At 70.2% G+C, this 22,805-nt stretch carries 22 protein-coding genes; 6 read left to right on the forward strand and 16 right to left on the reverse strand.

Annotation, left to right across the window (positions count from 1 at the left end; all coding sequences use genetic code 11):
- Nucleotides 1-4 precede the first annotated feature (4 nt).
- The 4 genes from IE209_RS21060 to IE209_RS21075 are packed head-to-tail and all read right to left on the reverse strand — an operon-like array spanning nucleotide 5 to nucleotide 4,438.
- Nucleotides 5-1,504, reverse strand: coding sequence for a tripartite tricarboxylate transporter permease (locus tag IE209_RS21060; RefSeq protein WP_229882977.1), 1,500 nt, complete (start codon nucleotides 1,502-1,504; stop codon nucleotides 5-7).
- 13 nt (nucleotides 1,505-1,517) lie between these two features.
- Nucleotides 1,518-2,012: a tripartite tricarboxylate transporter TctB family protein gene (locus IE209_RS21065; protein WP_189688871.1), complete on the reverse strand. Its 495-nt coding sequence runs from the start codon at nucleotides 2,010-2,012 to the stop codon at nucleotides 1,518-1,520.
- A 5-nt stretch (nucleotides 2,013-2,017) separates the two neighbouring features.
- Nucleotides 2,018-3,025 (reverse strand): tripartite tricarboxylate transporter substrate binding protein, encoded by a 1,008-nt coding sequence (locus tag IE209_RS21070; protein ID WP_189688872.1) that lies wholly within the window; start codon nucleotides 3,023-3,025, stop codon nucleotides 2,018-2,020.
- Between the two features lie 21 nt (nucleotides 3,026-3,046).
- Entirely contained in the window at nucleotides 3,047-4,438 is a 1,392-nt protein-coding gene (locus IE209_RS21075; protein ID WP_189688873.1) for an NAD(P)H-dependent oxidoreductase, read from the reverse strand.
- A 155-nt stretch (nucleotides 4,439-4,593) separates the two neighbouring features.
- On the opposite strand from IE209_RS21075, the gene IE209_RS21080 reads away from it, so the two are divergent.
- The 6 genes from IE209_RS21080 to IE209_RS21105 all read left to right on the forward strand — a co-directional run bounded on the left by IE209_RS21080 (nucleotide 4,594) and on the right by IE209_RS21105 (nucleotide 13,350).
- Entirely contained in the window at nucleotides 4,594-5,370 is a 777-nt protein-coding gene (locus IE209_RS21080; protein ID WP_229882973.1) for a GntR family transcriptional regulator, read from the forward strand.
- Nucleotides 5,371-5,537: 167 nt separating this feature from the next.
- Nucleotides 5,538-7,142, forward strand: a complete 1,605-nt coding sequence (locus IE209_RS21085; RefSeq protein ID WP_189688874.1) for a histidine kinase famiy protein — start codon at nucleotides 5,538-5,540, stop codon at nucleotides 7,140-7,142.
- Between the two features lie 79 nt (nucleotides 7,143-7,221).
- Nucleotides 7,222-9,324, forward strand: a complete 2,103-nt coding sequence (locus tag IE209_RS21090) for a hybrid sensor histidine kinase/response regulator (protein WP_189688875.1) — start codon at nucleotides 7,222-7,224, stop codon at nucleotides 9,322-9,324.
- Entirely contained in the window at nucleotides 9,321-9,731 is a 411-nt protein-coding gene (locus IE209_RS21095; protein WP_189688876.1) for a surface-adhesin E family protein, read from the forward strand. The genes IE209_RS21090 and IE209_RS21095 overlap by 4 nt, the downstream gene beginning before the upstream one ends.
- Before the next feature lie 131 nt (nucleotides 9,732-9,862).
- Entirely contained in the window at nucleotides 9,863-12,694 is a 2,832-nt protein-coding gene (locus IE209_RS21100; protein WP_189688877.1) for an ExeM/NucH family extracellular endonuclease, read from the forward strand.
- Between the two features lie 20 nt (nucleotides 12,695-12,714).
- Nucleotides 12,715-13,350 carry a PEP-CTERM sorting domain-containing protein gene (locus tag IE209_RS21105; RefSeq protein ID WP_189688878.1) on the forward strand — a complete coding sequence of 212 codons (636 nt, stop codon included), beginning with the start codon at nucleotides 12,715-12,717 and terminating at the stop codon, nucleotides 13,348-13,350.
- Here IE209_RS21105 and IE209_RS21110 read toward each other — a convergent pair whose 3' ends face one another.
- From IE209_RS21110 to IE209_RS21165, 12 genes are all read right to left on the reverse strand, one after another.
- Complete coding sequence (locus IE209_RS21110; RefSeq protein ID WP_189688879.1) at nucleotides 13,351-15,327, reverse strand: family 2A encapsulin nanocompartment cargo protein cysteine desulfurase; 1,977 nt, start codon at nucleotides 15,325-15,327, stop codon at nucleotides 13,351-13,353.
- A gap of 187 nt (nucleotides 15,328-15,514) precedes the next feature.
- The gene (locus IE209_RS21115; RefSeq protein WP_189688880.1) at nucleotides 15,515-16,453 is read right to left on the reverse strand and encodes a family 2A encapsulin nanocompartment shell protein; all 939 of its coding nucleotides are present in this window, start codon (nucleotides 16,451-16,453) and stop codon (nucleotides 15,515-15,517) included.
- Nucleotides 16,454-16,515: 62 nt separating this feature from the next.
- Complete coding sequence (locus tag IE209_RS21120; protein ID WP_189688881.1) at nucleotides 16,516-16,785, reverse strand: helix-turn-helix domain-containing protein; 270 nt, start codon at nucleotides 16,783-16,785, stop codon at nucleotides 16,516-16,518.
- A gap of 3 nt (nucleotides 16,786-16,788) precedes the next feature.
- A complete protein-coding gene (epsC, locus tag IE209_RS21125) occupies nucleotides 16,789-17,697 on the reverse strand; it encodes a serine O-acetyltransferase EpsC (RefSeq protein WP_189688882.1) in 909 nt (302 codons plus the stop codon).
- A 54-nt stretch (nucleotides 17,698-17,751) separates the two neighbouring features.
- Entirely contained in the window at nucleotides 17,752-18,231 is a 480-nt protein-coding gene (locus IE209_RS21130) for a rhodanese-like domain-containing protein (RefSeq protein ID WP_189688883.1), read from the reverse strand.
- A 187-nt stretch (nucleotides 18,232-18,418) separates the two neighbouring features.
- On the reverse strand, nucleotides 18,419-19,711 hold the full coding sequence (locus IE209_RS21135) for an O-acetylhomoserine aminocarboxypropyltransferase/cysteine synthase family protein (RefSeq protein ID WP_189688884.1): 1,293 nt from the start codon (nucleotides 19,709-19,711) through the stop codon (nucleotides 18,419-18,421).
- 208 nt (nucleotides 19,712-19,919) lie between these two features.
- On the reverse strand, nucleotides 19,920-20,291 hold the full coding sequence (locus IE209_RS21140) for a VOC family protein (protein ID WP_308433202.1): 372 nt from the start codon (nucleotides 20,289-20,291) through the stop codon (nucleotides 19,920-19,922).
- The gene (locus IE209_RS21145; protein ID WP_189688885.1) at nucleotides 20,288-20,512 is read right to left on the reverse strand and encodes a hypothetical protein; all 225 of its coding nucleotides are present in this window, start codon (nucleotides 20,510-20,512) and stop codon (nucleotides 20,288-20,290) included. Before IE209_RS21145 ends, IE209_RS21140 begins: the two co-directional genes overlap by 4 nt.
- Before the next feature lie 315 nt (nucleotides 20,513-20,827).
- Nucleotides 20,828-21,154: an RNA-binding regulator gene (gene rbp / locus IE209_RS21150; protein WP_189688886.1), complete on the reverse strand. Its 327-nt coding sequence runs from the start codon at nucleotides 21,152-21,154 to the stop codon at nucleotides 20,828-20,830.
- A gap of 25 nt (nucleotides 21,155-21,179) precedes the next feature.
- The gene (infA, locus tag IE209_RS21155) at nucleotides 21,180-21,443 is read right to left on the reverse strand and encodes a translation initiation factor IF-1 (RefSeq protein ID WP_145548109.1); all 264 of its coding nucleotides are present in this window, start codon (nucleotides 21,441-21,443) and stop codon (nucleotides 21,180-21,182) included.
- On the reverse strand, nucleotides 21,440-21,706 hold the full coding sequence (locus IE209_RS21160; protein WP_189688887.1) for a hypothetical protein: 267 nt from the start codon (nucleotides 21,704-21,706) through the stop codon (nucleotides 21,440-21,442). The genes infA and IE209_RS21160 overlap by 4 nt, the downstream gene beginning before the upstream one ends.
- A gap of 268 nt (nucleotides 21,707-21,974) precedes the next feature.
- Entirely contained in the window at nucleotides 21,975-22,763 is a 789-nt protein-coding gene (locus tag IE209_RS21165) for a transglutaminase family protein (RefSeq protein WP_189688888.1), read from the reverse strand.
- Nucleotides 22,764-22,805 lie beyond the last annotated feature (42 nt).

Below are 22,805 nucleotides of genomic sequence, written 5' to 3' on the forward strand. Positions count from 1 at the left end.
TCGTTCAGCCCGCAGCCGGCAGCGCGCGCCGGGTGAACAGGCGCCCCACCAGGCCCCAGGCCAGCAGCAGCAATGCGGCCGTGGTGATGGTGGCGACCAGGCCGTTGGCGAAGAACACGCCCAGCGCGCCGTCGGACAGCAGCATGCTCTGGCGGAACGCGTCCTCGGTCTTGTCGCCCAGCACCATGGCCAGGATCAGCGGTGCGATCGGGTAGTCGAGCTTCTTGAACACATAGCCCAGCACGCCGAAGGCCAGCGCAATGTACACGTCGGACATCTTGCCGCTGATGGTGTAAGCCCCGATCAGGCAGATCACGATGATCAGCGGCCCCACCACCGCGAACGGCGCGCGCAGGATGGACGAGAACAGCGGGATCGTCGCCAGCACCAGCACCACGGCCACGATGTTGGCCACGTACATGGACGAGATCAGGCCCCAGACGAATTCGGGCCGCTCGATGAACAGCATGGGCCCCGGCTGCAGGCCCCAGATCATGAGGCCGCCCATCATCACGGCCGCCGTGGCCGAGCCCGGCACGCCCAGCGCCAGCATGGGCAAGAGCGCCGAGACGCCGGCCGAGTGGTCGGCCGCCTCGGGCGCGACGATGCCGTCGGGCTCGCCCTTGCCGAAGTTCGCGCGGCGTTTGGAGAAGCGCTTGGCCAGGCCATAGGACATGAACGAGGCCGCCGTCGGCCCGCCCGGCGTGATGCCCATCCAGCAGCCCACGATGGTGGAGCGCACCAGCGTGACGGCATGGGCCGGCATCTTCTTCGCCGCATCCCAGACCACGCCCCAGCTCATGCGCGCTTTCAGGCCGTTGAACTGCAGGCCCTCCTCGATCGTGACCAGCAGCTCGCCGATGCCGAACAGGCCGACCACGGCCGCCAGGAAGGAGATGCCGCTGACCAGCGTGTCCGAGCCGTAGGTCAGGCGGATCTCGCCCGACACGGTGTCCATGCCCACGGTGGCCAGGATCAGGCCCACCAGCAGCGAGGCCAGCGTCTTGAGCGGCGAGCCGCCCGAGACCAGGTAGCTGCAGAAGGTCAGCAGGTAGACCGCGAAGAACTCGGGCGGGCCGAACTTCAGCGCGAAGTCGGCGATCGCGTTGGCGATCAGCGTCACCACGACCACGCCGGCCATGGCGCCGAAGCCGGCCGACAGGAAGGCCGTGGCCAGGGCCTCGGGCGCCCTGCCGTTGCGCGCCATCGGGTAGCCGTCGAAGGTGGTCGCCACCGACGAGGGTTCGCCCGGGATGTTGAACAGGATGGAGGTGGTCGATCCGCCGAACAGCGCGCCCCAGTACATGGACGAGAGCAGGATGATGGCGGACACCGGGTCCATCGTGAAGGTCAGCGGCAGCAACAGCGTGACGCCATTGGGCGCGCCCAGGCCCGGCAGCACGCCGACCAGGATGCCGAGCAGCACGCCGCCGGCCATCAGCAGCACGTGGTGCAGCGTCAGCGCGTGCTCGAAGCCCGTCGCGAGGTAGTTGAGTTGGTCCAGCATGGCGAAGCAATCAGGCGGCGCTGCGCAGGGTGTCGAGCCAGTCTTCGAGCGGACCGCGCGCCAGCGGCACGCCGAACCACAGTTCGAACACGGCGTACAGCACCACGGCCGTGCCAAAGCCGATCAGCAGCGAACGGCCCCAGCCGAAGCCGCCGTGCGCGCGGCACATGTACAGCAGGAACAGCGCGGAGGCGAGGTAGAAGCCCAGGAAGGGCGCGGCCAGGGCCAGCACCACCGTGGGACCGAACAGCGAGAACACGCGGCGCAGCTGCGTGCCGTCGGCAAACTGGCCGTCCACGGGCTGGCGCACGGCATGGACGACGAGCAGCAGGCTCACGGCCAGCAGCAATACACCCAGGCGCAGCGGGAAGTAGCCGGCCTGCGGGCCGGTGTCACCCCAACCCGAGGCCAGCTGCAGGCTGCCGTAGATGACGACCGCAGCGAAGGCGGCGAGAAGCCCGGCCATGCTCACTTCCATGGCCTGGCGCCGGATCGAGACCGACATGGCGTTCAGTCCTTGACGAGCCAGTCGTCCTTGGCGAACTGGGCCTTGTTCTTGGCCGCGTCGGCGGCGATGTAGTCCTTGAGTTGGGCGCCCGTGAGGAACATCTCGGTCTGCAGGCCGCGGGCCAGCCATTCCTTGAACTCGGGCTTCTCGCGCACCTGGGCCATCACGTTCTCGTAGTACCTGACCTGCTCGGGCGTGAGGCCGCCGGCGGCCCAGACCGTGCGCGGCATGTTGAAGGTGTCGATGGCGATGCCCGATTCCTTGCAGGTCGGCACGTCGGCGAAGCCCTTGTCGCCGTGCACCTTGCCGGTGATCTTCAGGCGCTCCTTGGTGAACACGCACAGCGGCTGCACCTTGCCGGCGCGCCAGTGCGAGACGTTTTCGGACGGGTTGTTGAGGTTCGCATCCACATGCCCGCCCGACAGCTGGGCCGCGACCTCGCCACCCGACTTGAACGGCACGTAGGTCATCTGCACGCCGGTGGCCATCTCGATCTGGCGCGTGAGGATGTGGTCCGTGTCCTTGGACTGCGCGCCACCCATCTTGATGCTGCCGGGCTTGGCGCGGGCCGCATCGATGAAGGCCTTGGCGTCCTTGTACGGGCTCTCGGCGTTGGACCAGAGCAGGAACTCGTCGGCCGCCATGATGGCCACGGGCGCCATGGTCTCGATCCTGTAGCCCACCTTGGTGATCATGGGCATCAGGTAGGCCAGGTTGGTGGAGAACACCAGCTTGTTGGCATCGCCCTGCGAGGACTGCAGGTAGACCATGGCCTCGGAACCGGCACCGCCGCCCTTGTTGGTCACGATGATGGGCACGGGCATGAGCTTGTGCTTTTGCACCGTGGCCTGCACCACGCGGGCGAACTGGTCGGTGCCGCCGCCGGGGCCGGCGGTCACGACGAACTCGACCGGGCGGGTCGGCTTCCAGTCGGCGGCCAGAGCCGGCTGCGCGGCGAAGGCGCCGGCGATGGCGGCGGCGACGGAAAGCGAGCGGAAAACGGTGCGCATGGTGTCTCCTTGGAAATCGGTTCAGGCGGCAGGGAAGAAGGCGGCGTCCTGCTGCTGGCGCAGCTGGAGCAGTTCGGAGGACGGGTCGATGGCGACGTCGTCGAAGCAGATCAGTTGGCCGGGCGCGATGTCGCGCACGAGGCGGCGGTTGCCGACCAGGTAGAACGGCGCCGGCGTGCCGGCGGCCAGCGGCGCGGCCGGCACGAGTTCGGCGGCCGTGCCGTCGATGGTGTGGTGGTGTCCGCCCATGGTCAGTTCGGTACCGGCGGCCAGCGCGCGCGTGCTGCGCGCCACCAGGTCCAGCCGCGGCTGCGGTGACTGCGCGCCGCTGGAGATGCCCAGCACGGCGGCATCGAGCACGCTGGTCATGGCCTCCAGGCCCAGCAGGTGGCGCGGGATGTAGACCATGGCGCGGCGCTTGTCGCGGCTCAGCACATGGCCCTTGCCCGCCAGCAGCTCCCAGGTCGGTGCGTCGTCGCAGCCGATCACCACGAACACGCCGCCCGCGAAGCTGAGTTCGTCGGGCCGGCGCAGGCAGTGGAACACGTCGATGGCGCCGTCACGCGCGAACAGGCCACCCTCGGCCTGGGTGGCGAACAGGTCGGGCACCTCGGCCGGCCGCGCGATGGGCGCGTGCAGCGGCGCCACGTCGGCCACGAGTCCGGTGCTGTTGGCCACCACCTGCAGCTCGCAGAGGTCGGGCACGGCGCGCTGCGGCAGCGCGGCGCAGATCTCGGCGCGGGCCTGCACGCGCGCGCCCACGGCCCCCTCGCCCAGCGCGAAGTGCGCGCCGAAACCCGGCACGGCGATCGACGTGCCATTGCTCAGCATGGTCTCGGTGGCGGCGTCGAACACGAAGTCGTATTCGCTGGACTTGCCGGCCGACAGCACCGTGAAGCCCAGGGCCTGGGCCCAGGTCACCAGGCCGATCAGCAGCGAGGGCTGGTCGCCGTCCACCGGCGTGACCACGCGGCCGCTGGCGCGCGCCAGGCGCGACAGCTCCGGGCCGACCACGCTGTCCACCTCCTTGGAGGCCAGCGCCACATGCAGGCCGGCCTCGATCGCCAGCCGCGCATGGCGCGCGCCGGCCTCGGGGTGGCCGGTGGCCTCCACCATCAGCTGCAAGGGCAGGCCGAGCACGGTGGCCACGTCGCCGGCGGCGATGCACAGGCCCTGCGCCCAGGCCGCCGCGGCCTCGGCCGGCGTGTGACACTGGGCGACCCGGTCGGCCGCGGTGCCGATGGCGGAAAAGGCTTCGGCCGCCATGGCCGGCGTGAGGTCGACGGCGACGCGGGCGCTGACGCTGCGCACGCGGGCCGACTGGGCCAGGAAACTGCGGCCGAAGCCGCCGCTGCCGACGACGCACACCTCGATGGGCTGGGTGACGCCGGCGTATCGGTGAAGATGGTCCATGTGAATGCAGTTGGCGCGCAAAAGCGTTATTCGGGCGCGCCGGAAGGAAGAGTGACGCGAGTTTGCATGCACTTTGCACATCGAAGCCGAGGGAAAACCCTAGGTTTCGGCATGTTCGACATCAAAGTGCATGTACTTAGAGGTACAAGATGGATGTGGACACAGAACAGGACACCCAGGTGAGCGCGCCGCGCAAGGCCGCAGGCCGCGATGGCATGCGCACCGAGCAGGCGGCTGCACGGCTGCGCACCTTGATCGTTTCGGGCAGCCTGACGCCGGGCCAGCGCCTGTCCGAACGCGTGATCGCCGAACAGTTGGAAGGCGTGTCGCGCACGCCGCTGCGCGAGGCTTTCAAGATCCTGGCGGCCGAGGGCCTGCTGACGCTGGAGCCCAACCGCGGAGCCGTGGTCACCGCCCTCTCGCTGGCCGAGGTGGAGGCCGCCATCGAGGTGCTGATCGGCCTGGAGACCATGGCGGCCGAGCCGGCCTGCGAGCGCATCACGGACGCCGAACTGCAGGCCATCGAGGCGCTGCACGCGCGCATGGTGGGCGCGCATGCGGCCGGCGACCTGATGGCCTATTTCGAGATCAACCAGGCCATCCACCAGTGCATGGTGGACGCAGCGCGCAACCCCGTGCTCTCGCGCATCTACGCGGCCGAATGCGCACGCATCCGGCGCTACCGCTACGCCGGCAACCAGCACGCCGGGCGCTGGCGCCAGGCTGTGCAGGAGCACGGCGAGATGCTGGCCGCCTTGCGCGACCGGGCCGGCCCGCTGCTGCGCGAGATGCTGCGCAAGCACCACAAGGGCGGCTGGGCGGTCTCGCGGCTGGTGCTGCAGGAGGACCCGCTGACGCATGGCGCGCCACCGGCCAGGCCGGCGCGGCGGCGCCCGCGGGGCGGCAGCGCGCCCTCCTCCGCCGCCGCCTGAGCGCCGCAGCGCCGGACCGCGGCGCGGCGACGGTATGGCCGTCGGCGTTCGCGCTTGTCCTGCGCTGTCCTACACGCGCGCGCCCGCGTCGCGCGCAGACTGCAGCGACCGCACGGCGCCTGGCCTGTCGGCATAGAACAACCATACTTCTGGGAGCGGCAACGCCCATGGCAGTCCACAAGACGGCACCCGTGCGGGTGGTCGACACCGCGACCGGCGACATCAGCAGGGAAGGACACAACATCTTCTTTGCTGCCGTGCAGACCACGCGCATGCCCATGCTCGTGACCGATCCGCACCGGCCGGACAACCCCATCGTCTTCGCCAACCGGGCGTTCCTGGAGATGACCGGCTACGAGGCTGGGGAGATCATCGGCACCAACTGCCGCTTCCTGCAGGGCCCGGAAACCGACCGCTCCATCGTCGCGCAGGTCCGCCGCGCCATCGAGGAGCGCCGCGAGATCGCCGTGGAGATGGTGAACTACAAGAAGGATGGCTCGGCCTTCTGGAATGCCTTGTTCATCTCCCCCGTGCTCAACGAGTCCGGCGAGCTCACCTACTTCTTCGCGTCCCAGCTGGACGTGAGCCGGCGCCGCGATGCGGAGGAAGGCCTGCGCCAGGCGCAGAAGATGGAGGCGCTCGGCCAGTTGACCGGCGGCATCGCGCACGATTTCAACAACCTGCTGCAGGTCATGCTGGGCCACATGGACATCGTCGAACGCGCCCTGGCCGCGCCCCGGCCGGAGCGCGAGAAGATGGCGCGCAGCCTGGCCAGCGCGCGGGCCGCTGCGGAACGTGCCAGCACGCTCACGCAGCAGCTGCTCGCCTTCTCGCGCAAGCAGAAGCTGCACGGCCGCGTGGTGAACCTCAACAGCTTCGTGGAATCGACGCTGGACCTGGCGCGGCAATCGCTGGGCGGTGCAGCGCTGCGCGTGGACCTGGGCCGGCCCCTGTGGAACAGCCGCATCGACCCGACGCAGATGGAGGTCGCGTTCCTCAACATCTACCTCAACGCGCGCGATGCACTGCAGGACCGGCCCGCGCCGCAGTTCAGCATCCAGACCAAGAACGTGGAGGTCGAAGCGAACGCCCGGCCCGGCTTCGACGAACTCCTGCCAGGCCGCTACGTCAGCGTGTCCTTCACCGACAACGGCGTGGGCATGCCGCCCGCCGTGGTGGCGCGCGTGATGGACCCCTTCTTCACGACCAAGGAGGAAGGCAAGGGCACGGGGCTGGGCCTGTCCATGGTCTACGGCTTCGCCCGCCAGTCGGGCGGCATCGTGCGCATCTACTCGGAAGAAGGTGTGGGCACCACGGTGCGCCTGTACTTTCCCGCGGCCGACGAAGTGCCCGAACGCGAGGCGCCGCAACCCGTGCAGCCCAGGCGCCGCGGCTCGGAGCGGCTGCTGATCGTGGACGACCGCCACGATGTGGCCGACCTGGCCCAGCTGATGCTGGAGGAGTACGGCTACAGCGCGCAGGTTTGCTACAGCGCCGCCGAAGCGCTGGCCATCCTGGAGGAACACCGGTTCGAGCTGCTGCTGACCGACCTCGTGATGCCGGGCGGCATGAACGGCGTGATGCTGGCGCGCGAGGCCAAGCAACGCTGGCCGTCCATGCAATGCCTGTTGATGACGGGCTACGCCGAGAGTTCGATCGAACGCACCGACGTGGGCGGCAGCGAGCTGCCGGTGATTTCCAAGCCCTTCCTTCCGCAGGACCTGGCCCGCAAGGTGCGCCAGGTGCTGGACGGCCCCAGCGGTGTCGAATAGGCGCCGCGCCGCGCCCACTATCATGGCGCACCGCCCGACCCGCGCGGCACCGCCAGACACGCCCCCAGAGGCGCCATCCATGAATGCAGCCAGCTGCGGGGTTTCGCAGAGCGACATGTCGTTACAGGACAGGGAAGAGCAGCTTCGGCTGGCCGTCGAGGCCGCCGAGGTCGGCCTGTGGGACTTGGACGTGGTCACCGGCACGCTGTACTGGCCGCCTCGCGTCAAGGCGATGTTCGGCATTTCCGCCGATGCGCCGGCCACGCTGGACGACTTCGTCGCCGGCCTGCATCCCGAGGACCGCCCCGCGGTGCTCGAGGCCTTCGCGCAAGCCCAGGACCCGGCCTCGCGCGCCATGTACGACGTGGAGTACCGCACCGTCGGCAAAGAGGACGCGCGCGTGCGCTGGGTGGCGGCCAAGGGCCGCGGCCTCTTCGACGAAGCCGGCGTCTGCCGGCGGGCGATCGGCACGGCCATCGACATCACCCGGCGCAAGGAGGCCGAAGCCCTGCAGAACGCCGCGCAGCAGCGGCTGCACGTGCTGGACGGGATCGAGCGCGCCACCCGCGCGCTGACCGACCCGGCCGAGGTCATGCAGGTCACGGCGCGCCTGCTGGGCGAGCACCTGGATGCGACGCGCTGCGCCTACGCCGACGTGGAAGCGGACAACAACCGCTTCACGATCCGCAGCGACTGGTCGCGCCCGGGCGTGCCCTCCAGCGCAGGCGCCTACACGCTGGACCTGTTCGGGCCGCAGGCCACCTCCAATCTGCGCGCCGGCCGGCACCTCGTCGTGCACGATGTCGACGCCGAACTCGGCGAGGACGGCGGCGGCCGCATGTTCAACGCGATCGGCATCAAGGCCATCGTGTGCGCCGGACTGGTCAAGGCCGGGCGGCTGGTGGCCATGATGGCCGTGCACCAGGCGCACCCGCGCCGTTGGACCGACGACGACCTGCGCATCATCACGGATGTGGTCGACCGTTGCTGGGCCCACATCGAGCGCGTGCGCGACGCCGCGGCCCTGCGCGAGCAGGACCGCCGCAAGGACGAGTTCCTGGCCACGCTGGCGCACGAGTTGCGCAATCCCATCGCGCCCATGCTCTTCTCTTTGGCGCTGCTGCAGCGGCCGCAGACTGGCGAAGACCAGGCCCGCGCGCGCGGCGTGATCGAGCGGCAGGCCAGGCACCTGGCCCGGCTCATCGACGATCTGCTGGACGTCTCGCGCATCAACCGCGGGCTGGTCGAGCTGCAGCGCGAGCTCGTCGCGCTCGGGCCGCTGCTGTCCCAGGCGCTGGAAACCGTCGCCCCGGCCATGGAGCGCGCCGGGCACCAGCTCAGCGTGCAGGTCGAGGACGCGCCGGCCTGGATCGACGCGGACCCGGCGCGCGTGGTGCAGATCGTGAGCAACCTGCTGACCAACGCCGCCAAGTACACGCCGGACCGCGGCCGGATCCGCCTGTCGGCCCGCACGGCGGGCCAGGTCGTGCGCATCGAGTTGGCCGACAACGGCCTGGGCATCGCGCCGGCGGACCACGGCCGTGTGTTCGAGATGTTCACCCAGTTGCCGCATACCGGCACCAAGGCCCATGGCGGCCTGGGCATCGGCCTGTCGCTCGTCAAGCGCCTGGTGGACATGCACGGCGGTGCCGTGGGCGTGGACAGCGCCGGGCTGCACCAGGGCAGCACTTTCTGGGTCGAACTGCCGCTGGCGGCACGGCTCCCGGAGGTGGCGGTGGCGCAGGCCGCGGCGGTGGGCGACGGCGACCAGGCCAAGGGGCGCATCCTGGTCGTCGAGGACAACGTCGACGGACTGGCGGCACTGGTGGAGCTCATTGCGGCAGATGGCCACGAGGTCCGCGGTGCGCCGGACGGCGCCCAGGCGCTGCGGACCGCCGCGCAGTGGACGCCGGACATCGTGTTGCTGGACCTGGGCCTGCCCGGCATGGACGGCTACGCGGTGGCGGCGCGGCTGCGCCAGGACCTGGGACTGGCCCGCGCGCGCATCGTCGCGCTGACCGGCTGGGGCACGCAGCGCGACCGCGAGAAGACGGCGGCGGCCGGCTTCGACGCCCACCTGACCAAGCCGGTGGCGCCCGACGCGCTGCTCGCGTTGCTGGGGCGCTGGCGCGCGGAGCTGGCACCGACGGGCCACCCGCCGCGCCAGGGCGACGCGCGGTGAGACGCCTGCTGCTCGCGCTGGCCTGCGTGGCCGCAGCGGCCTGGGCGGACGTGCCCTGGTTCACCATCGTCGGCGACCGCAACGACCCGAATGCCGACACCATCGAGATGAACCCCATCGCGCTCGCGCGCCAGGGCGCGTACGTGGTCATGGAGATCCGGGTCAGCCGCAGCACCGTGCGCACCAGCAGCGACGGCGTGCAGTTCCGTTCCTTCCGCGGCGAGGTGGGCTTCGACTGCGCGCAGGGCACGGCGCGCTTCCTGCGCAGCCAGTTCTACGCCGAGCCGTTGTGGCGCGCCCCGGTGCAGGAGCTGCGCTACCCCAGCGACCGGGTGCGCCCCATGGAGTTCCGGCTGTTCGAGCCCAACCCGCGCGACAAGGTGGTCAAGGCGGCCTGCGCCCGTTGAAGCCCGCACCGTCGCCGGCCCGTGCGCCGGCGCGGCGCATGTCATGCGCGCTTCATGCAGCGTTCCTAGCATGCCGCCACGCCTGGCCGCCTGCGGCCAGCCCGCCACTCGGTACACGGGAAGACATGCACATGCTCCGGGGTTCGCCTCTGCGCCGGCTGCCCGCCGCGCTCTCTCTCGCGCTTGCGCTCGGCCTCGCGACCCTGGCCGCACCGGCCCGGGCCGTCGTGATCAGCCAGGTCTACGGCGGCGGCGGCAACGCCGGCGCGACGCTGAGGAACGACTTCATCGAGATCTTCAACAACGGCAGCGCCGCCGCCGACATCGGCGGCTGGTCGGTGCAGTACGCCTCGGCCGGCGGCGCCACCTGGCAGCTCACGCCGATCCCGCTGGGCACCGTGCTGCAGCCCGGCCGCTACCTGCTCGTGCGCCAGGCCGAGGGCGCCGGCGGCACGGTCGACGTGGCCGGCGATGTGAACGGCGCCATCGCGATGTCGGGCAGCAACGGCAAGGTGGCGCTGGTCAGCAACGCCAGCGCGCTGTCCGGCACCGCACCGACCGGCGCTGCGGTGGTCGACATCATGAGCTTTGGCAGCGCGACGCCGACCGAAGGCAGTCCGACCGCGGCGCTGTCCAACACCACGGCGGCGCTGCGCAACGCCGGCGGCTGCACCGACAGCGGCAACAACGCCAGCGACTTCACGGTCACGGCCCCCGCGCCGCGCAACAGCGCCACCGCCGCCGCCCCGTGCAGCGGCGACAGCGGCCCCGCGCAGCCCGTGGCCGCGGCGATCTACGAGATCCAGGGTACGGGCGCCAAGAGCGCCATGGTGGGCAGGCTGGTGCGCACGCGCGGCGTCGTGACCCTGCGCACGAACAACGGCTTCTTCCTGCAGGACCCGGTGGGCGACAACAACCCGCTGAGCTCGGACGGCATCTTCGTATTCACGAACCAGGCCAGCTTCCCGGCGGCCGTGGTCGGCAACCTGGTCGAGGTGACGGCCAGCGTGGCCGAGTTCAACACCGGCGCCGCCAGCAATGCCGACACGCTGGCCCGCACCGTGACGCAGCTGAGCGGCGTCAGCGCCGTGGGCTTCCTCAACAGCGGCTTCGCGATCGCACCGACCGCCGTGAACCTGCCCGAAGCCGTCGACGGCGAGCTGGAGCGCTACGAGGGCATGCTGGTCACGCTGACCGGCCCGTTCACGGTGCAGCAGAACTACTTCCAGGGCCGCTACGGCCAGTTGACGCTGGCCGTGGGCGGCCGGCTGGAGACGCCGACCAACCGCTTTCGCCCGGGGCCCCAGGCCGACGCGCTGGCCGATGAGAACGCGCGCCGCCGCATCATCCTCGACGACGGCAGCAGCCTGCAGAACCCCGACCCCACACCCTACCTCGGCGCCGACGCGCTGCCGCGCGCCGGCGACCGCACCGGCTCCATCACCGGCGTGATCGACTATGGCCTCGCGACCAACAGCAGCACGGGCTTCGGCGACTACAAGATCCACCCGACCGTCGCGCCGAGCTTCAGCACGGGCAATCCGCGCACGGCCGCGCCGCCGGACGTGGGCGGCAGCGTCAAGGTCGCCAGCTTCAACGTGCTGAACTACTTCACCACGTTCACCAACGGCACCACCGCCAGCGGCCAGACCGGCCAGGGCTGCACGCTGGGCAGCGCGGTCAGCGCCAGCAACTGCCGCGGTGCCAGCAATTTGGAGGAGTTCCAGCGCCAGCGCGCCAAGATCGTCGAGGCCATGGCCGCGATCGATGCCGACGCGCTGGGCCTCATGGAGATCCAGAACAACGGCAACGTCGCCGTGCAGAACCTGGTGGACGCGCTGAACGCCCGCATGGGTGCCAACACCTACCGTGCCACCACCGTGCCGGCCGAGGGCACGGGCACCGACGCGATCCGCGTCGCGATGGTCTACAAGCCCGCGAGGCTCACGCCGGTCGGACCGGCCGTCAGCGATGCCGACCCGGTCAACAACCGCCCCACCCTGGCGCAGACCTTCAGCCTCGCCAGCGGCGAGCGCTTCACGCTGTTCGTCAACCATCTGAAGTCCAAGAGCAGCTGCCCGGCCGCGGGCGATGCCGACGCCGCCGGCAACACCGACGCCGGCGACGGCCAGGGCTGCTGGAACGCGCAGCGCGTGCAGCAGGCCCGGCGCCTGGCCATGTTCGTGGCGCAGCGCCAGGCGGCCTCGGGCAGCAACGATGCACTGCTGGTCGGCGACTTCAACGCCTACGCCCAGGAAGACCCGGTCGTCGCCTTGACCGGCAACGGCTTCGTCGACCAGATCGGCCGCTTCGACGCCTCGGGCTATTCCTACGTGTTCGACGGTGCGGCCGGCCGGCTGGACCACGCGCTGGCCAGCGGCACGTTGTCGGCCCGCGTGAACCGTGCCGTGCTGTGGCACATCAATGCCGACGAGACGGCGCTGGCCGACTACAACCTGGAGTTCAAGGCACCGCAGACCTGCAGCGGCGCCCTCTGCCCGGCCGATCCGTACCAGGTCTCGCCCTACCGCTCCTCGGACCACGACCCGGTGGTCATCGGCCTGAACTACGCGAAGACCTTCACCGGCACGGCGGGCCGCGACATGCTCGTCGGCACGGCGGGCGACGACATCCTGATCGGCGGCGCCGGCCCCGACGCGCTGACCGGCGGCGGTGGCCGCAACGTGTTCGTGTACCAGTCCCTGCGCGACCTCGGCGACGTCATCACCGATTTCGTGCCGGGCAAGGACCGCATCGACCTGGCTGCGCTGCTGGCCTCGATCGGCGCCGGCAGCCAGGCCTACGGCCTCGGCGTGGTCAGGCTGGTGGCATCGGGCGCCGACACGCTGCTGCAGATCGACGTGGACGGCAGCGCCGGACCGACTGCCGCCCGCACCCTGGCCACCTTGCGCAATGTGGCCCCCGCCAGCCTCTCGCCCGGCCGCGACTTCGGCCTGCAATGAACACGACCCGGAACACCACCATGCACAAGCACCTCCTCTTGATCAGCCTGGCTGCCAGCCTCTGGGCCGGCAGCGCCGCGGCCGCCCCCGTCTCTTCCGACTTTGGGCAGTGGACCGCGGCCGGCGACGTCAGCGTCGCCTCGGCCAGCGCGGCGCGCATCACGACGGCCGCTGTCGAGTCCGGCGAGCAGCCGGCGGGCGCCGGCAGCGCCCTGCTGTTCTATGCGTTGGAACCGGCGCTGGGCCTGGCGCCCGGCCTGCTGCCCGCGGACACCATCGAAGGCTCGGGCCTGCAGCTCAGCTTCAGCGCGCAGGGCACCACGACCATCCGCTTCGCCTGGACGCTGCGTACCGCCCTGTTCGATGCGGACTACCTGGACCGCGCCTTCGTCGTGATCGATGGCACGCAGCTCCTGACCCTGGCCGACGTGGCGCTCACGGATGTCTACGGGCAGTTCAGCCACACCTTCGGCGCGGGCGAGCATTCGCTGGCCTTCGGCATCCTGGACGTGAACTCCACCGACCTGGTCTCCACGCTGGAGGTGTCGGACCTGCGCATCAGCAGCGTGGCCGAGGTGCCCGAGCCGGGCACCTGGGCGCTGCTGCTGGCCGGCATGGCCGGCCTGGCGGGCACGGCCCATCGCCGCCGCGGCTGATCAGCCCGCGCGGCGTTGCGACGCCAGCCGGCGCACCACGGTGGCGAGATGGTCGATCTCGCCGAAGGTGTTGTAGAAGGCCAGCGAGGGCCGCACCGTGGTCTCCACGCCGAAGCGGCGCAGGATGGGCTGGGCGCAGTGGTGGCCCGTGCGCACCGCGATGCCCTCTTCGTTGAGCGCCTTGCCGACCTCCTCGGTGCTGTAGCCCTGGAGCACGAAGGACATCACGCTGGCCTTCTCCAGCGCCGTGCCGATCAGGCGCACGCCCGGGATCTCGCCCAGCCGCGCCATGCCGTAGACCAACAGTTCGTGCTCGTAGCGCGCGATGTTCGCTATGCCGACCCGGTTCACGTAGTCGATGGCCGCGCCCAGGCCCACGGCGTCGGCGATGTTGCCGGTGCCGGCCTCGAAGGTATTGGGCAGCGGCTGGAACACCGTCTTCTCGAAGCTCACGTCGGCGATCATGTTGCCGCCGCCCTGCCAGGGCGGCATGTCCTCGAGCACCTCGCGCTTGCCCCAGACCACGCCGATGCCGGTGGGACCGAACACCTTGTGGCCCGAGAACACGAAGAAGTCGGCGCCGATGTCCTGCACGTCCACGCGCATGTGCGAGACCGACTGCGCACCGTCCACCAGCGCCTTGGCGCCGGCGCGGTGCGCCAGTTCCACGATCTGCTTGACCGGCACCACGGTGCCCAATGCGTTGGAGACCTGGGTCACGGCCACGATCCTGGTACGGTCGTTGAGCAGCTTTTGGTACTCGTCCAGCAGCACCTGGCCCGAATCGTCCACTGGGATCACGCGCAGCTTTGCGCCCTTGGCGGCAGCCAGCTGCTGCCAGGGCACGATGTTGGCGTGGTGCTCCAGGTGGGAAACGATGATCTCGTCGCCCTCGCCCACGTGCTGGCCGCCCCAGCTCTTGGCCACGAGGTTGATGGCCTCGGTGGTGCCGCGCACGAAGATGACCTCGTTCACGTCCGGCGCGTTGATGAACTGGCGGACCCGTTCCCGGGCGCCCTCGTAGGCGTCCGTGGCGCGGGCCGCGAGCGCGTGCGCGGCGCGGTGGATGTTGGAGTTCTCGTGTTCGTAGAAGTGGCTGATGCGCTCGATCACCGAGCGCGGCTTGTGCGTGGTGGCGGCGTTGTCGAACCAGACCAGTTGGCGGCCGTTGACGCGCTCCGCGAGGATCGGGAAATCACGCCGCACGGCGTTCACGTCGAAGGCCGGGTGGCGGCCCGGGTCGGCCAGCGGTGCCGTCCCATGGGGAGCAGGCTTGGCGGGCGTTACGTAGCCGCTCGGCAGCACGACCGCGTCGACGAAGTAGAACCTCGGCTCGGCGGACGGCGCGGTCTGCGGCACGCCGCTGCCTTCCGCGATGCCGGCGGCCTGCGGCGGCGCGGTGTGGCCCGTGAATGGCAGGCCGGCCAGCGCATCCAGCGGGTCGGCTCCGCCAGCCGCAGGATGGCCGTGCGACGTGTCGAGGAAGTAGTACGGCACGGCGCCTGTGGCCGGGTGCATGGCGGCCTGCTGGGCCGTGGCACCGGAGGCTTCTGGCACGCCGAGTGCGGCACCGCCGAAACGCGGCTCGTAGGCCGGCAAGGCGCTGACCACGGTGTCGGGCAGGCCGTTGCCGGCCTGGGCGTGCGGCAGCAGCGCCGGTGCGCGGTGGGCCAGCGAGGCCAGCGGCGTCGGCGAGGCCGGCAGCAGGTTGGCGCCGGGCGCGATGCCCTGCGGGATGGGCGTGCCAGGCACCGAGGGTCCGAAGCCCGCCGGGCTGACCAGCGGCGAGCCCGGCGGCGCGATGTTCACGGGTGCCTGCACGCCGGCCGGCACGCCCGCCGAACCCAATGCGGGAACGGATGAAGGGGGCGAGCCTGGCAAGGCCGCGAACAAGGCGTTGGCCATGCGCGCGAGCACCGCGGGATCGATCGGCGCCTCCGGCCCCACAGCCTGGGACGGCAGAGAAGCGATGGTCATGTGGACGACCTTGGATAAAGCGCGTCGGACGCATCGCAGACGACGGCCGACGCAATCAATGGTTCAGATGGCCGCGGAGCAGGCCATGCGAGTGCACCCGCGGAACTGGCTCTGCCAGGCCGCTGGGCGCGCCCCCTGGGGGGTATTGGACGGCTACACGCAGTGAGTCCGTCCAAACGGGGGGTACTCATTTATAGGTGTCCAGCACCGAGTAGTCGTGGTAGCGGTTGATTTCCACGTCGTCCAGCACCGCGAGCGCGTCGGGCGTCAGCACGGCCAGCGAGCAGTACTGCGAGATCAGGTAGGAGGCGATGGCGTGGTTGTTGATGCCCATGAAGCGCACCGACAGGCCCGGGCCCTGCTCGCCCGCCAACCCGGGTTGGAACAGGCCGACCACGCCCTGGCGCTTGTCGCCCACGCGCAGCAGGATGATCTTGCTCTTGCCGTCGGCCACGGGCACCTTGTCCGAAGGAATCAGCGGCACCCCGCGCCAGGTGATGAACTGTGAGCCGAACAGGCTCACGGTGGGCGGCGGCGTGCCGCGGCGGGTGGCTTCGCGGCCGAAGGCGGCGATCGTCAGCGGGTGCGCGAGGAAGAAAGCGGGCTCCTTCCAGACCTTGGTCAGCAACTCGTCGAGGTCGTCGGGCGTCGGTGCGCCGGACAGCGGGAAGATGCGCTGCTCGTCCGTGACCTGGGCCAGGAGGCCGTAATCCGGGTTGTTGATGAGCTCGCTCTCCTGGTTCTCCTTGATCGTCTCGATCGTCAGGCGCAGCTGCTCCTTGATCTGGTCGTGCGGGCTGCTGTAGAGGTCGGAGACGCGCGTGTGCACGTCCAGCACGGTGCTGACGGCGTTCAGGAAGTACTCGCGCGGGTGTTCCTCGTAGTCGACGAAGGTGCGCGGCAGCTGGTTCTCGCTCTCCTTGGCCGTGCAGGTGACCTTGATGGCCTCGGGGTTCTTGACCTTGTTCAGGCGGTAGATGCCCGCCTCCACCGGCACCCACTGCAGCAGATGCGTCAACCAGCGTGGCGTGATGGTCGCGAGCTGGGGAACGGTCTTGGTGGCGTTGGCGAGTTGGCGTGCGGCGCTATCGCCCAGGGCGACGGTGCCGCCTACGGTTGCAGTCATTCAAACTCCAGGGGTGTACACAAGAAGGACGGCGGCCAGTGTCTGGCCTGTCGGTAGGCGCTTCAACCGCCTATAGCCGCCAAGGCGTCGCGGTGTGCACGCCGCACGGACGCCACCTGTTCGCCGCGCGCCAGCAGCGAGGCCGGCTCCAGTTGCAGCGCCACCGCCAGCTTCTGCACGGTCACGATGGACACGATGACGCGGCCGCGCTCGATTTCGCCCACGTAGCTGCGGTTCAGGTCCGACAGCGCGGCCAGATGCTCCTGCGACCAGCCGCGCTGCTCGCGCAGCTGGCGCACGGCGATGCCGAAATGCTCGACCAGGCTGCTCATGGCTCAGCGCGGCAAGGGTGCGGCCTGCAGGCTGGCCTGGGTCACGCTGGCGCCGCGCGGCACGTCGTCGGTGATCCAGACGTTGCCGCCGATCACGGCGCCGGCGCCGATGGTCACGCGGCCCAGGATGGTGGCGCCGGCATAGATGACCACGTCGTCCTCCACCAGCGGATGGCGCGGCAGGCCCTTCTTGAGCGTGCCGTCGCCATCGGCGGGAAAGCGCTTGGCGCCCAGCGTCACGGCCTGGTAGATGCGCACACGCTGGCCGATCACGGCCGTCTCGCCGATCACGACGCCGGTGCCGTGGTCGATGAAGAAGCCCGCGCCGATGCTGGCGCCGGGGTGCAGGTCGATGCCGGTCTGCGCGTGGGCCAGCTCGGCGATGATGCGCGCCAAGAGCGGTAGGCCCAGGCCGTACAGCGTGTGCGCCAGACGGTGGTGGATGATGGACAGCACGCCCGGGTAGCACAGCAGCACCTCGTCCACGCTGCCCGCGGCCGGGTCGCCGTGGAAGGCGGCCAGCACGTCGCTGTCGAGCAGGCGGCGCGTGGCCGGCAGGCTGGCGGCGAAGGCCTTGACGGCCTGCAACGCCTGCTGGTCGATCTGCTCGGCAGGCAGGGGGGCATGGCGGTGCGCGTAGTTCAGCTCGAGCCGGGCCTGCTGCAGCAGGCCGTGCAGCGCGGTGTCGAGCTCGTGGGCGACGTAGTAGTCCTCGCTTTCCACGCGCAGGTCCGGCGGGCCCAGGCGCATCGGGAACAGCACGCCCTTCAGGCCCTCAACGATGCGGGCCAGCGCGTCGCGCGAGGGGAACTCCCGGCCACCGGGTTCGCGCGAGCGCTTCTGCGCGGCGCGCCATTCGTCGCGCACGCCATGCAGCGCGCGCACGATGTCTGCAACTTCGAACTGGGCCACATCTTTTCCTTGTTGGTGTTGGCGGATCGTGGGCGCCGAGGCCCGGTGCGGTGTTCAGTCCTGCTGCCAGGGCAGGCCGTGGAAGCGCCAGCCGTCGCCATGGCCACGCTGGCCGTTGGCATCGATCTCGCCCTCGAAGCCCTCGAGCACGTTGTAGACGTTGCTGAAGCCGGCCTTGGCCGCGGCCTCGGCGGCCAGCACCGAGCGCTTGCCGCTGCGGCACAGCAGCAGCACCACGGCGTCCTTGCCGCCGGCCTTGGCCAGCCTGGCCTCGAGCTCGCGCACGAAGCGCGGGTTGCGCGTGAGCGCCGTGCCCGTGGCCCAGGCCACGTGCTGGCTGCCGGGCACCTGGCCGACGAACTTGAGCTCCTCGGCCGAGCGCACGTCCACGAGCTGCGCGGCGCCGTCCTGCACCAGCTGCCAGGCCTGCTGCGGCGTCACGCCGCCGGCGTAGGACAGACCCTGCTCCGCGGCCCGTGCTCGGGCGTGCTCCAGGGCGGCAGGCAGGACGATTTCGGCGAGATCGGACGACATGGGGAAGCTCCAGGAAACAAGGGCGTTGGGGATGGGGTGGAACGAATGTAGGGCGCGTGCGCTGCAGAACAAACGACTGTTTTCTGGTTTCCAAAGAACCCCAATGCATAAGCGCGCGGCCAAAGAAAAGGCCGCACGCAGCCCCCTCGCGGGGACCACGTACGGCCTGTTGCCGTGCTGCCTGTGCTCAGACCGCTGCCAGCGCCTGCTCCAGGTCGGCCTTCAGGTCGTCGATGTGCTCGATGCCGACCGACAGGCGCACCGTGTCCTCGCCCACGCCGGTCTTGGCCAGTTCCTCGGGGGAGAGCTGGCGGTGCGTGGTCGAGGCCGGGTGCGTGGCCAGCGAACGCACGTCGCCGATGTTGACCAGACGCGTGAACAGCTGCAGCGCGTCGAGGAAGCGCGCACCGGCTTCCCGGCCGCCGCCCTGCCCCTTCAGGCCGAAGGTCAGGATGCCCGAGCCCGTGCCGCGCAGGTACTTCTTCGCCAGGCCGTGCTCGGGATGGTCTTCCAGCCCGGCATAGTTGACCCAGCCGACCTTGGCATGCCCTTGCAGGTGTTGCGCGAGCGCCAGCGTGTTGCTCGTGATGCGGTCCATGCGCAGCGCCAGCGTCTCGATGCCCTGCAGGATCAGGAAGGCGTTGAACGGCGAGATCGCCGCACCCGTGTTGCGCAGCGGCACCACGCGCGCGCGGCCGATGTAGGCGGCCGGGCCCAGGGCCTCGGTGTAGACCACGCCGTGGTAGCTCACGTCGGGCTCGTTCAGGCGCTTGAAACGCTGCTTGTGCTGGGCCCAGGGGAACTTGCCGGAGTCGACGATGGCGCCGCCGATGCTGTTGCCATGGCCGCCCAGGTACTTGGTCAGCGAGTGCACGACGATGTCGGCGCCGTGCGCGATCGGCCGGCTCAGGTAGGGCGAGGGCACGGTGTTGTCCACGATCAGCGGCACGCCGTGGCGGTGGGCGATCTCCGCGATGGTGGCGATGTCGGTCACGTTGCCGGCCGGGTTGCCGAGCGACTCGACGAACACGGCCTTGGTGCGGTCGTCGAACAGCTTCTCGAAGCTGGCCGGGTCGCGGTGGTCGGCGAAGCGCGTGGTGATGCCGAACTGCGGCAGCGTGTGGGCGAACAGGTTGTAGGTGCCGCCATACAGCGCCGTGCTGCTGATGATGTTGTCACCGGCCTCGGCGATGGTCTGGACCGCGTAGGTCACGGCCGCCTGGCCCGAGGCCAGCGCCAGCGCGGCGATGCCGCCCTCCAGCGCCGCGACGCGCTGCTCCAGCACGTCCTGCGTCGGGTTCATGATGCGCGTATAGATGTTGCCCGGCACCTTGAGGTCGAACAGGTCCGCGCCATGCTGCGCGCTGTCGAAGGCGTAGGCGGCCGTCTGGTAGATCGGCGGCACCACGGCACGCGTGGTCGGGTCGGGCGAATAGCCGGCGTGGACCGACAGGGTCTCGAATTTCCAGTCGTTGGACATAGGTCTCTCCTCGGTTTAGTTCAGTTTCTGATCGCGCATTGCGCCGTCGGCAGGATACCGATGCCCGCACGCAGGCCCTGGTTCCGAAGGCCGCGTAGCAGGCCATGCCAGCGGCCGCCGCGGAACTGGCTTTGCCAGGCCGCTGGCGGCACCCCCTTGGGGGGTATGGGACTTCTACACGCTGTGAGAAGTCCAAACGGGGGGAATCTCAACTCACATCCGGCTCGACGAACTCGAGCCGGTTGCCGGCCGGATCGTGCACGAAAAAGCGCAGGTAGCCCGGCAGCGGCTGGTGTTCCTCGAGCGGGAAGGCCGCATCGAGCAGGCGCTTGCGCAACTGCGGCAGGCCCTGCACTTCGAAGGACAGCGGCGTGAGCCCGGGCGCCGCGGCAGCCTGCTCGGTCGGGACCAGGTCCACGCGCTGGCCGCGCGCAGCGAAGCGCAATACCGGGCCGGGTGGCTGCGGCATCCGCGTGAGGCCCAGCAGCTCGCCGTAAAAATGCGTGACCGCGCTGGCCAGGGCCGGCGGGAACGGCAGCTGCACGCGGTTGATGGCCTGGATGTCCATGGGCGCGCTCACCAGGAATGCGCCAGCAGCACGGGCACGGCGGGCCGCAGCGCCGCCAGGGCCGCAGCGCGCAGGCGGGCGCGGCGCGGCACGTAGCCACGGGGGGCGCGACGGGCCAGTGCCTGGGCAGAACGTGGCGCCAGCTGCCAGGCGCGGGCGGTCACGTCCAGCACGCGCCGGGCCCAGGCGGCGGGGGTGGCTGGGTCGGATGAAAGGGTCACGGCATCGGCCATGGAAACAACTCCTGCAAGAGACTGTGGCCAGGCCACCGCAAAGGTCGGGCGGATTGTGTGCAGTTCCCTGGCGCAAGGGAACGAACCAATCGTTAGAACCTTATGCAGGCAGTGCGGGCCGCACGTTGGGCCCGGGCTGCCTGTTTCGCAGGCATCCTGTCGCAGCCCGCGCCAGGTCTGGCTTTGCGAAGATTCCCCAGGGCTTGTCCACAGCCTTGCCCACCTCGATCCGGGATAAGCGTCTCGGGCCCGGAAACGAAAAAACCGCCCGAAGGCGGTTCTGCAGAAGGTGCGCAGGCGCAAGCGCCCTGGCGATCAGTAGCTGCTGCGGCCACCGCCGTAGCCGCCGCGGCCACCGCCACCGCCGCCGAAGCCGCGGCCGCCGCCGCCTTCTTCACGAGGACGGGCCTCGTTGACCGTCAGCGCGCGGCCATCGGCCATGGCGCCGTTCAGGGCCTTGATGGCGTCCTGGGCTTCTTGGGCCGTGGCCATCTCCACGAAGCCGAAGCCCTTGGAGCGGCCGCTGTCGCGGTCCTGCATGACTTGGGCGGACTTGACTTCGCCGTAGGCGGAGAAGTTTTCGCGCAGGGCGTCGGTGGTGATGGTGTAGGCGAGGTTGCCGACGTAGATGCGTGTGCTCATGGTGATTCCTTGGTGGTTGGCGGGTTCAGCGCCGGTATTGCGGGCGGGCAGGTGCGCCGCCGGCGCGGGGTTCGAGGTGGCGGAAGGTGATCCGTCCCTTGGTGAGATCGTAGGGAGACAGTTCCAGCGAGACGTTGTCGCCCGCCAGGATCCGGATGCGGTGCTTGCGCATCTTGCCGCCGGTGTAGGCCACGAGGTTGTGGCCGTTCTCCAGCGTCACGCGAAAGCGGGAGTCGGGCAGGACTTCGTCCACCTTGCCGCGCATCTCGATCAGTTCTTCCTTGCTCATTCGGCTCCTTGGTTGCAAAGGGGAAAGCCCGACGCGCCGAAGCGCGGGCGGATGTAGGCCATGCCCTCGGCCAGGGCGTGGCTGCGGGCGGTCTCCGGCGTGCGGAAGCGGCCGATCAGGCGCAGCACGCGGTCGTGGGTGCCGCTGCCGCGGCCGCTCTTGACCGACACGGAGGCGCTGTAGCCACCGCCGTCGGCCACGCGCACGAGGGGGGAAATGAGGTATTTGCCGACCGTCAGGCCAGCACTTGAAATCAGTGACATGAATGGGCCCGCGGCCGACGAAGGCGAACGGGCGATGGGGATTGCGGCGCGGGGCCGAAGCGGTGAAGCTCTCCGTGGAAGGATTCGACGACCGCGGAGGACCGGGCAAGGCCGGTCATGGAGGCGTGGCGCGGGCCCGCAGTGGGGGCGCGTGCATGTCGGACGACATCTGCCGTGTGGGAGAGCACGTCACGGCAGGCCCGCGAGTGTACACCCTGGCCGGATGCAGGGTTTGACCTGGGCTCGCGAAGGTCTTGTGCGACCGCGGTCAAGCCTCTTCGGCCAAGTCCACGCGGACCTGCATGTCCACCACCGTCATGTCGGCGTAGTTGGACAGGAAGGCCACGTCGGCCGCGTCGCGCCCATAGGCCATCACGACGCGGCCGCCGCGCGGCGCGGTCTGGGTCGCGTCGAAGCTGTACCAGCGCCCGCCCACGAAGGCCTCGAACCAGGCGTGCAGGTCCATGGGGTCGAGCTGGTGCAGGTAGCCCACGACGATGCGGGCCGGAATGCGCAGGCTGCGGCACAGCGCCGCGCCGATGTGGGCGAAATCGCGGCACACGCCGGCCTTGGCCTGCATGGTGTTCAGCGCGTCGGTGCTCTCCTGGCTCACGCCGTAGCGGTACTCGTGGTTCTCGTGGATCCAGCGCCGGATGGTCTCCACCTGGGCGTAGCCCGGCGCCGCGCCGGCCACGATCTCGCGCGCCCGCGCCTCGAGCTTGTCCGAGGGGCAATAGCGGCTTTGCAGCAGGTAGACCAGCACGTCGTCGGGCAGCATTTCGATCGGCGTGGGCGCGGCGTCAGGCGCGACGGCCAGTTCCGCATCGACCTCCACGCGCGACTGCACGTCCAGCGTGGTGCGTCCGGGTGGCACGGTGAAGCGCTGGCACAGGTTGCCGAAGGCGTCCTCGTACTCGCGCGGGCGCACCCAGGGCAAGATGGCGTAGCGCTCGGACACCACCCACTGGGCGGCGCCGCTGCGCGGGCGCAGCATGGCCACGACCGGGCAGGCGTGGGGACATTCGACGGTGATGGTGGCGCGGGTGTCGAGCAGCATGGCCTGTACGCTAGCGCCGGCCCATGTCCAGCGCTGTCGGCG

The sequence above is a fragment of the Pseudorhodoferax aquiterrae genome (genome assembly GCF_014652235.1).
GTDB lineage: Bacteria > Pseudomonadota > Gammaproteobacteria > Burkholderiales > Burkholderiaceae_C > Pseudorhodoferax > Pseudorhodoferax aquiterrae.

Excerpts from the sequence above, each read along its gene's own strand:
- IE209_RS21065 (WP_189688871.1), bottom strand. The coding sequence starts at position 2,012 with ATGTCGGTCTCGATCCGGCGCCAGGCCATGGAAGTGAGCATGGCCGGG.
- IE209_RS21070 (WP_189688872.1), bottom strand. The coding sequence starts at position 3,025 with ATGCGCACCGTTTTCCGCTCGCTTTCCGTCGCCGCCGCCATCGCCGGC.
- IE209_RS21075 (WP_189688873.1), bottom strand. The coding sequence starts at position 4,438 with ATGGACCATCTTCACCGATACGCCGGCGTCACCCAGCCCATCGAGGTG.
- IE209_RS21085 (WP_189688874.1), top strand. The coding sequence starts at position 5,538 with ATGGCAGTCCACAAGACGGCACCCGTGCGGGTGGTCGACACCGCGACC.
- IE209_RS21090 (WP_189688875.1), top strand. The coding sequence starts at position 7,222 with ATGAATGCAGCCAGCTGCGGGGTTTCGCAGAGCGACATGTCGTTACAG.
- IE209_RS21100 (WP_189688877.1), top strand. The coding sequence starts at position 9,863 with ATGCTCCGGGGTTCGCCTCTGCGCCGGCTGCCCGCCGCGCTCTCTCTC.
- IE209_RS21105 (WP_189688878.1), top strand. The coding sequence starts at position 12,715 with ATGCACAAGCACCTCCTCTTGATCAGCCTGGCTGCCAGCCTCTGGGCC.
- IE209_RS21110 (WP_189688879.1), bottom strand. The coding sequence starts at position 15,327 with ATGACCATCGCTTCTCTGCCGTCCCAGGCTGTGGGGCCGGAGGCGCCG.
- IE209_RS21115 (WP_189688880.1), bottom strand. The coding sequence starts at position 16,453 with ATGACTGCAACCGTAGGCGGCACCGTCGCCCTGGGCGATAGCGCCGCA.
- IE209_RS21120 (WP_189688881.1), bottom strand. The coding sequence starts at position 16,785 with ATGAGCAGCCTGGTCGAGCATTTCGGCATCGCCGTGCGCCAGCTGCGC.
- IE209_RS21130 (WP_189688883.1), bottom strand. The coding sequence starts at position 18,231 with ATGTCGTCCGATCTCGCCGAAATCGTCCTGCCTGCCGCCCTGGAGCAC.
- IE209_RS21135 (WP_189688884.1), bottom strand. The coding sequence starts at position 19,711 with ATGTCCAACGACTGGAAATTCGAGACCCTGTCGGTCCACGCCGGCTAT.
- IE209_RS21145 (WP_189688885.1), bottom strand. The coding sequence starts at position 20,512 with ATGGCCGATGCCGTGACCCTTTCATCCGACCCAGCCACCCCCGCCGCC.
- rbp (WP_189688886.1), bottom strand. The coding sequence starts at position 21,154 with ATGAGCACACGCATCTACGTCGGCAACCTCGCCTACACCATCACCACC.
- infA (WP_145548109.1), bottom strand. The coding sequence starts at position 21,443 with ATGAGCAAGGAAGAACTGATCGAGATGCGCGGCAAGGTGGACGAAGTC.
- IE209_RS21160 (WP_189688887.1), bottom strand. The coding sequence starts at position 21,706 with ATGTCACTGATTTCAAGTGCTGGCCTGACGGTCGGCAAATACCTCATT.
- IE209_RS21165 (WP_189688888.1), bottom strand. The coding sequence starts at position 22,763 with ATGCTGCTCGACACCCGCGCCACCATCACCGTCGAATGTCCCCACGCC.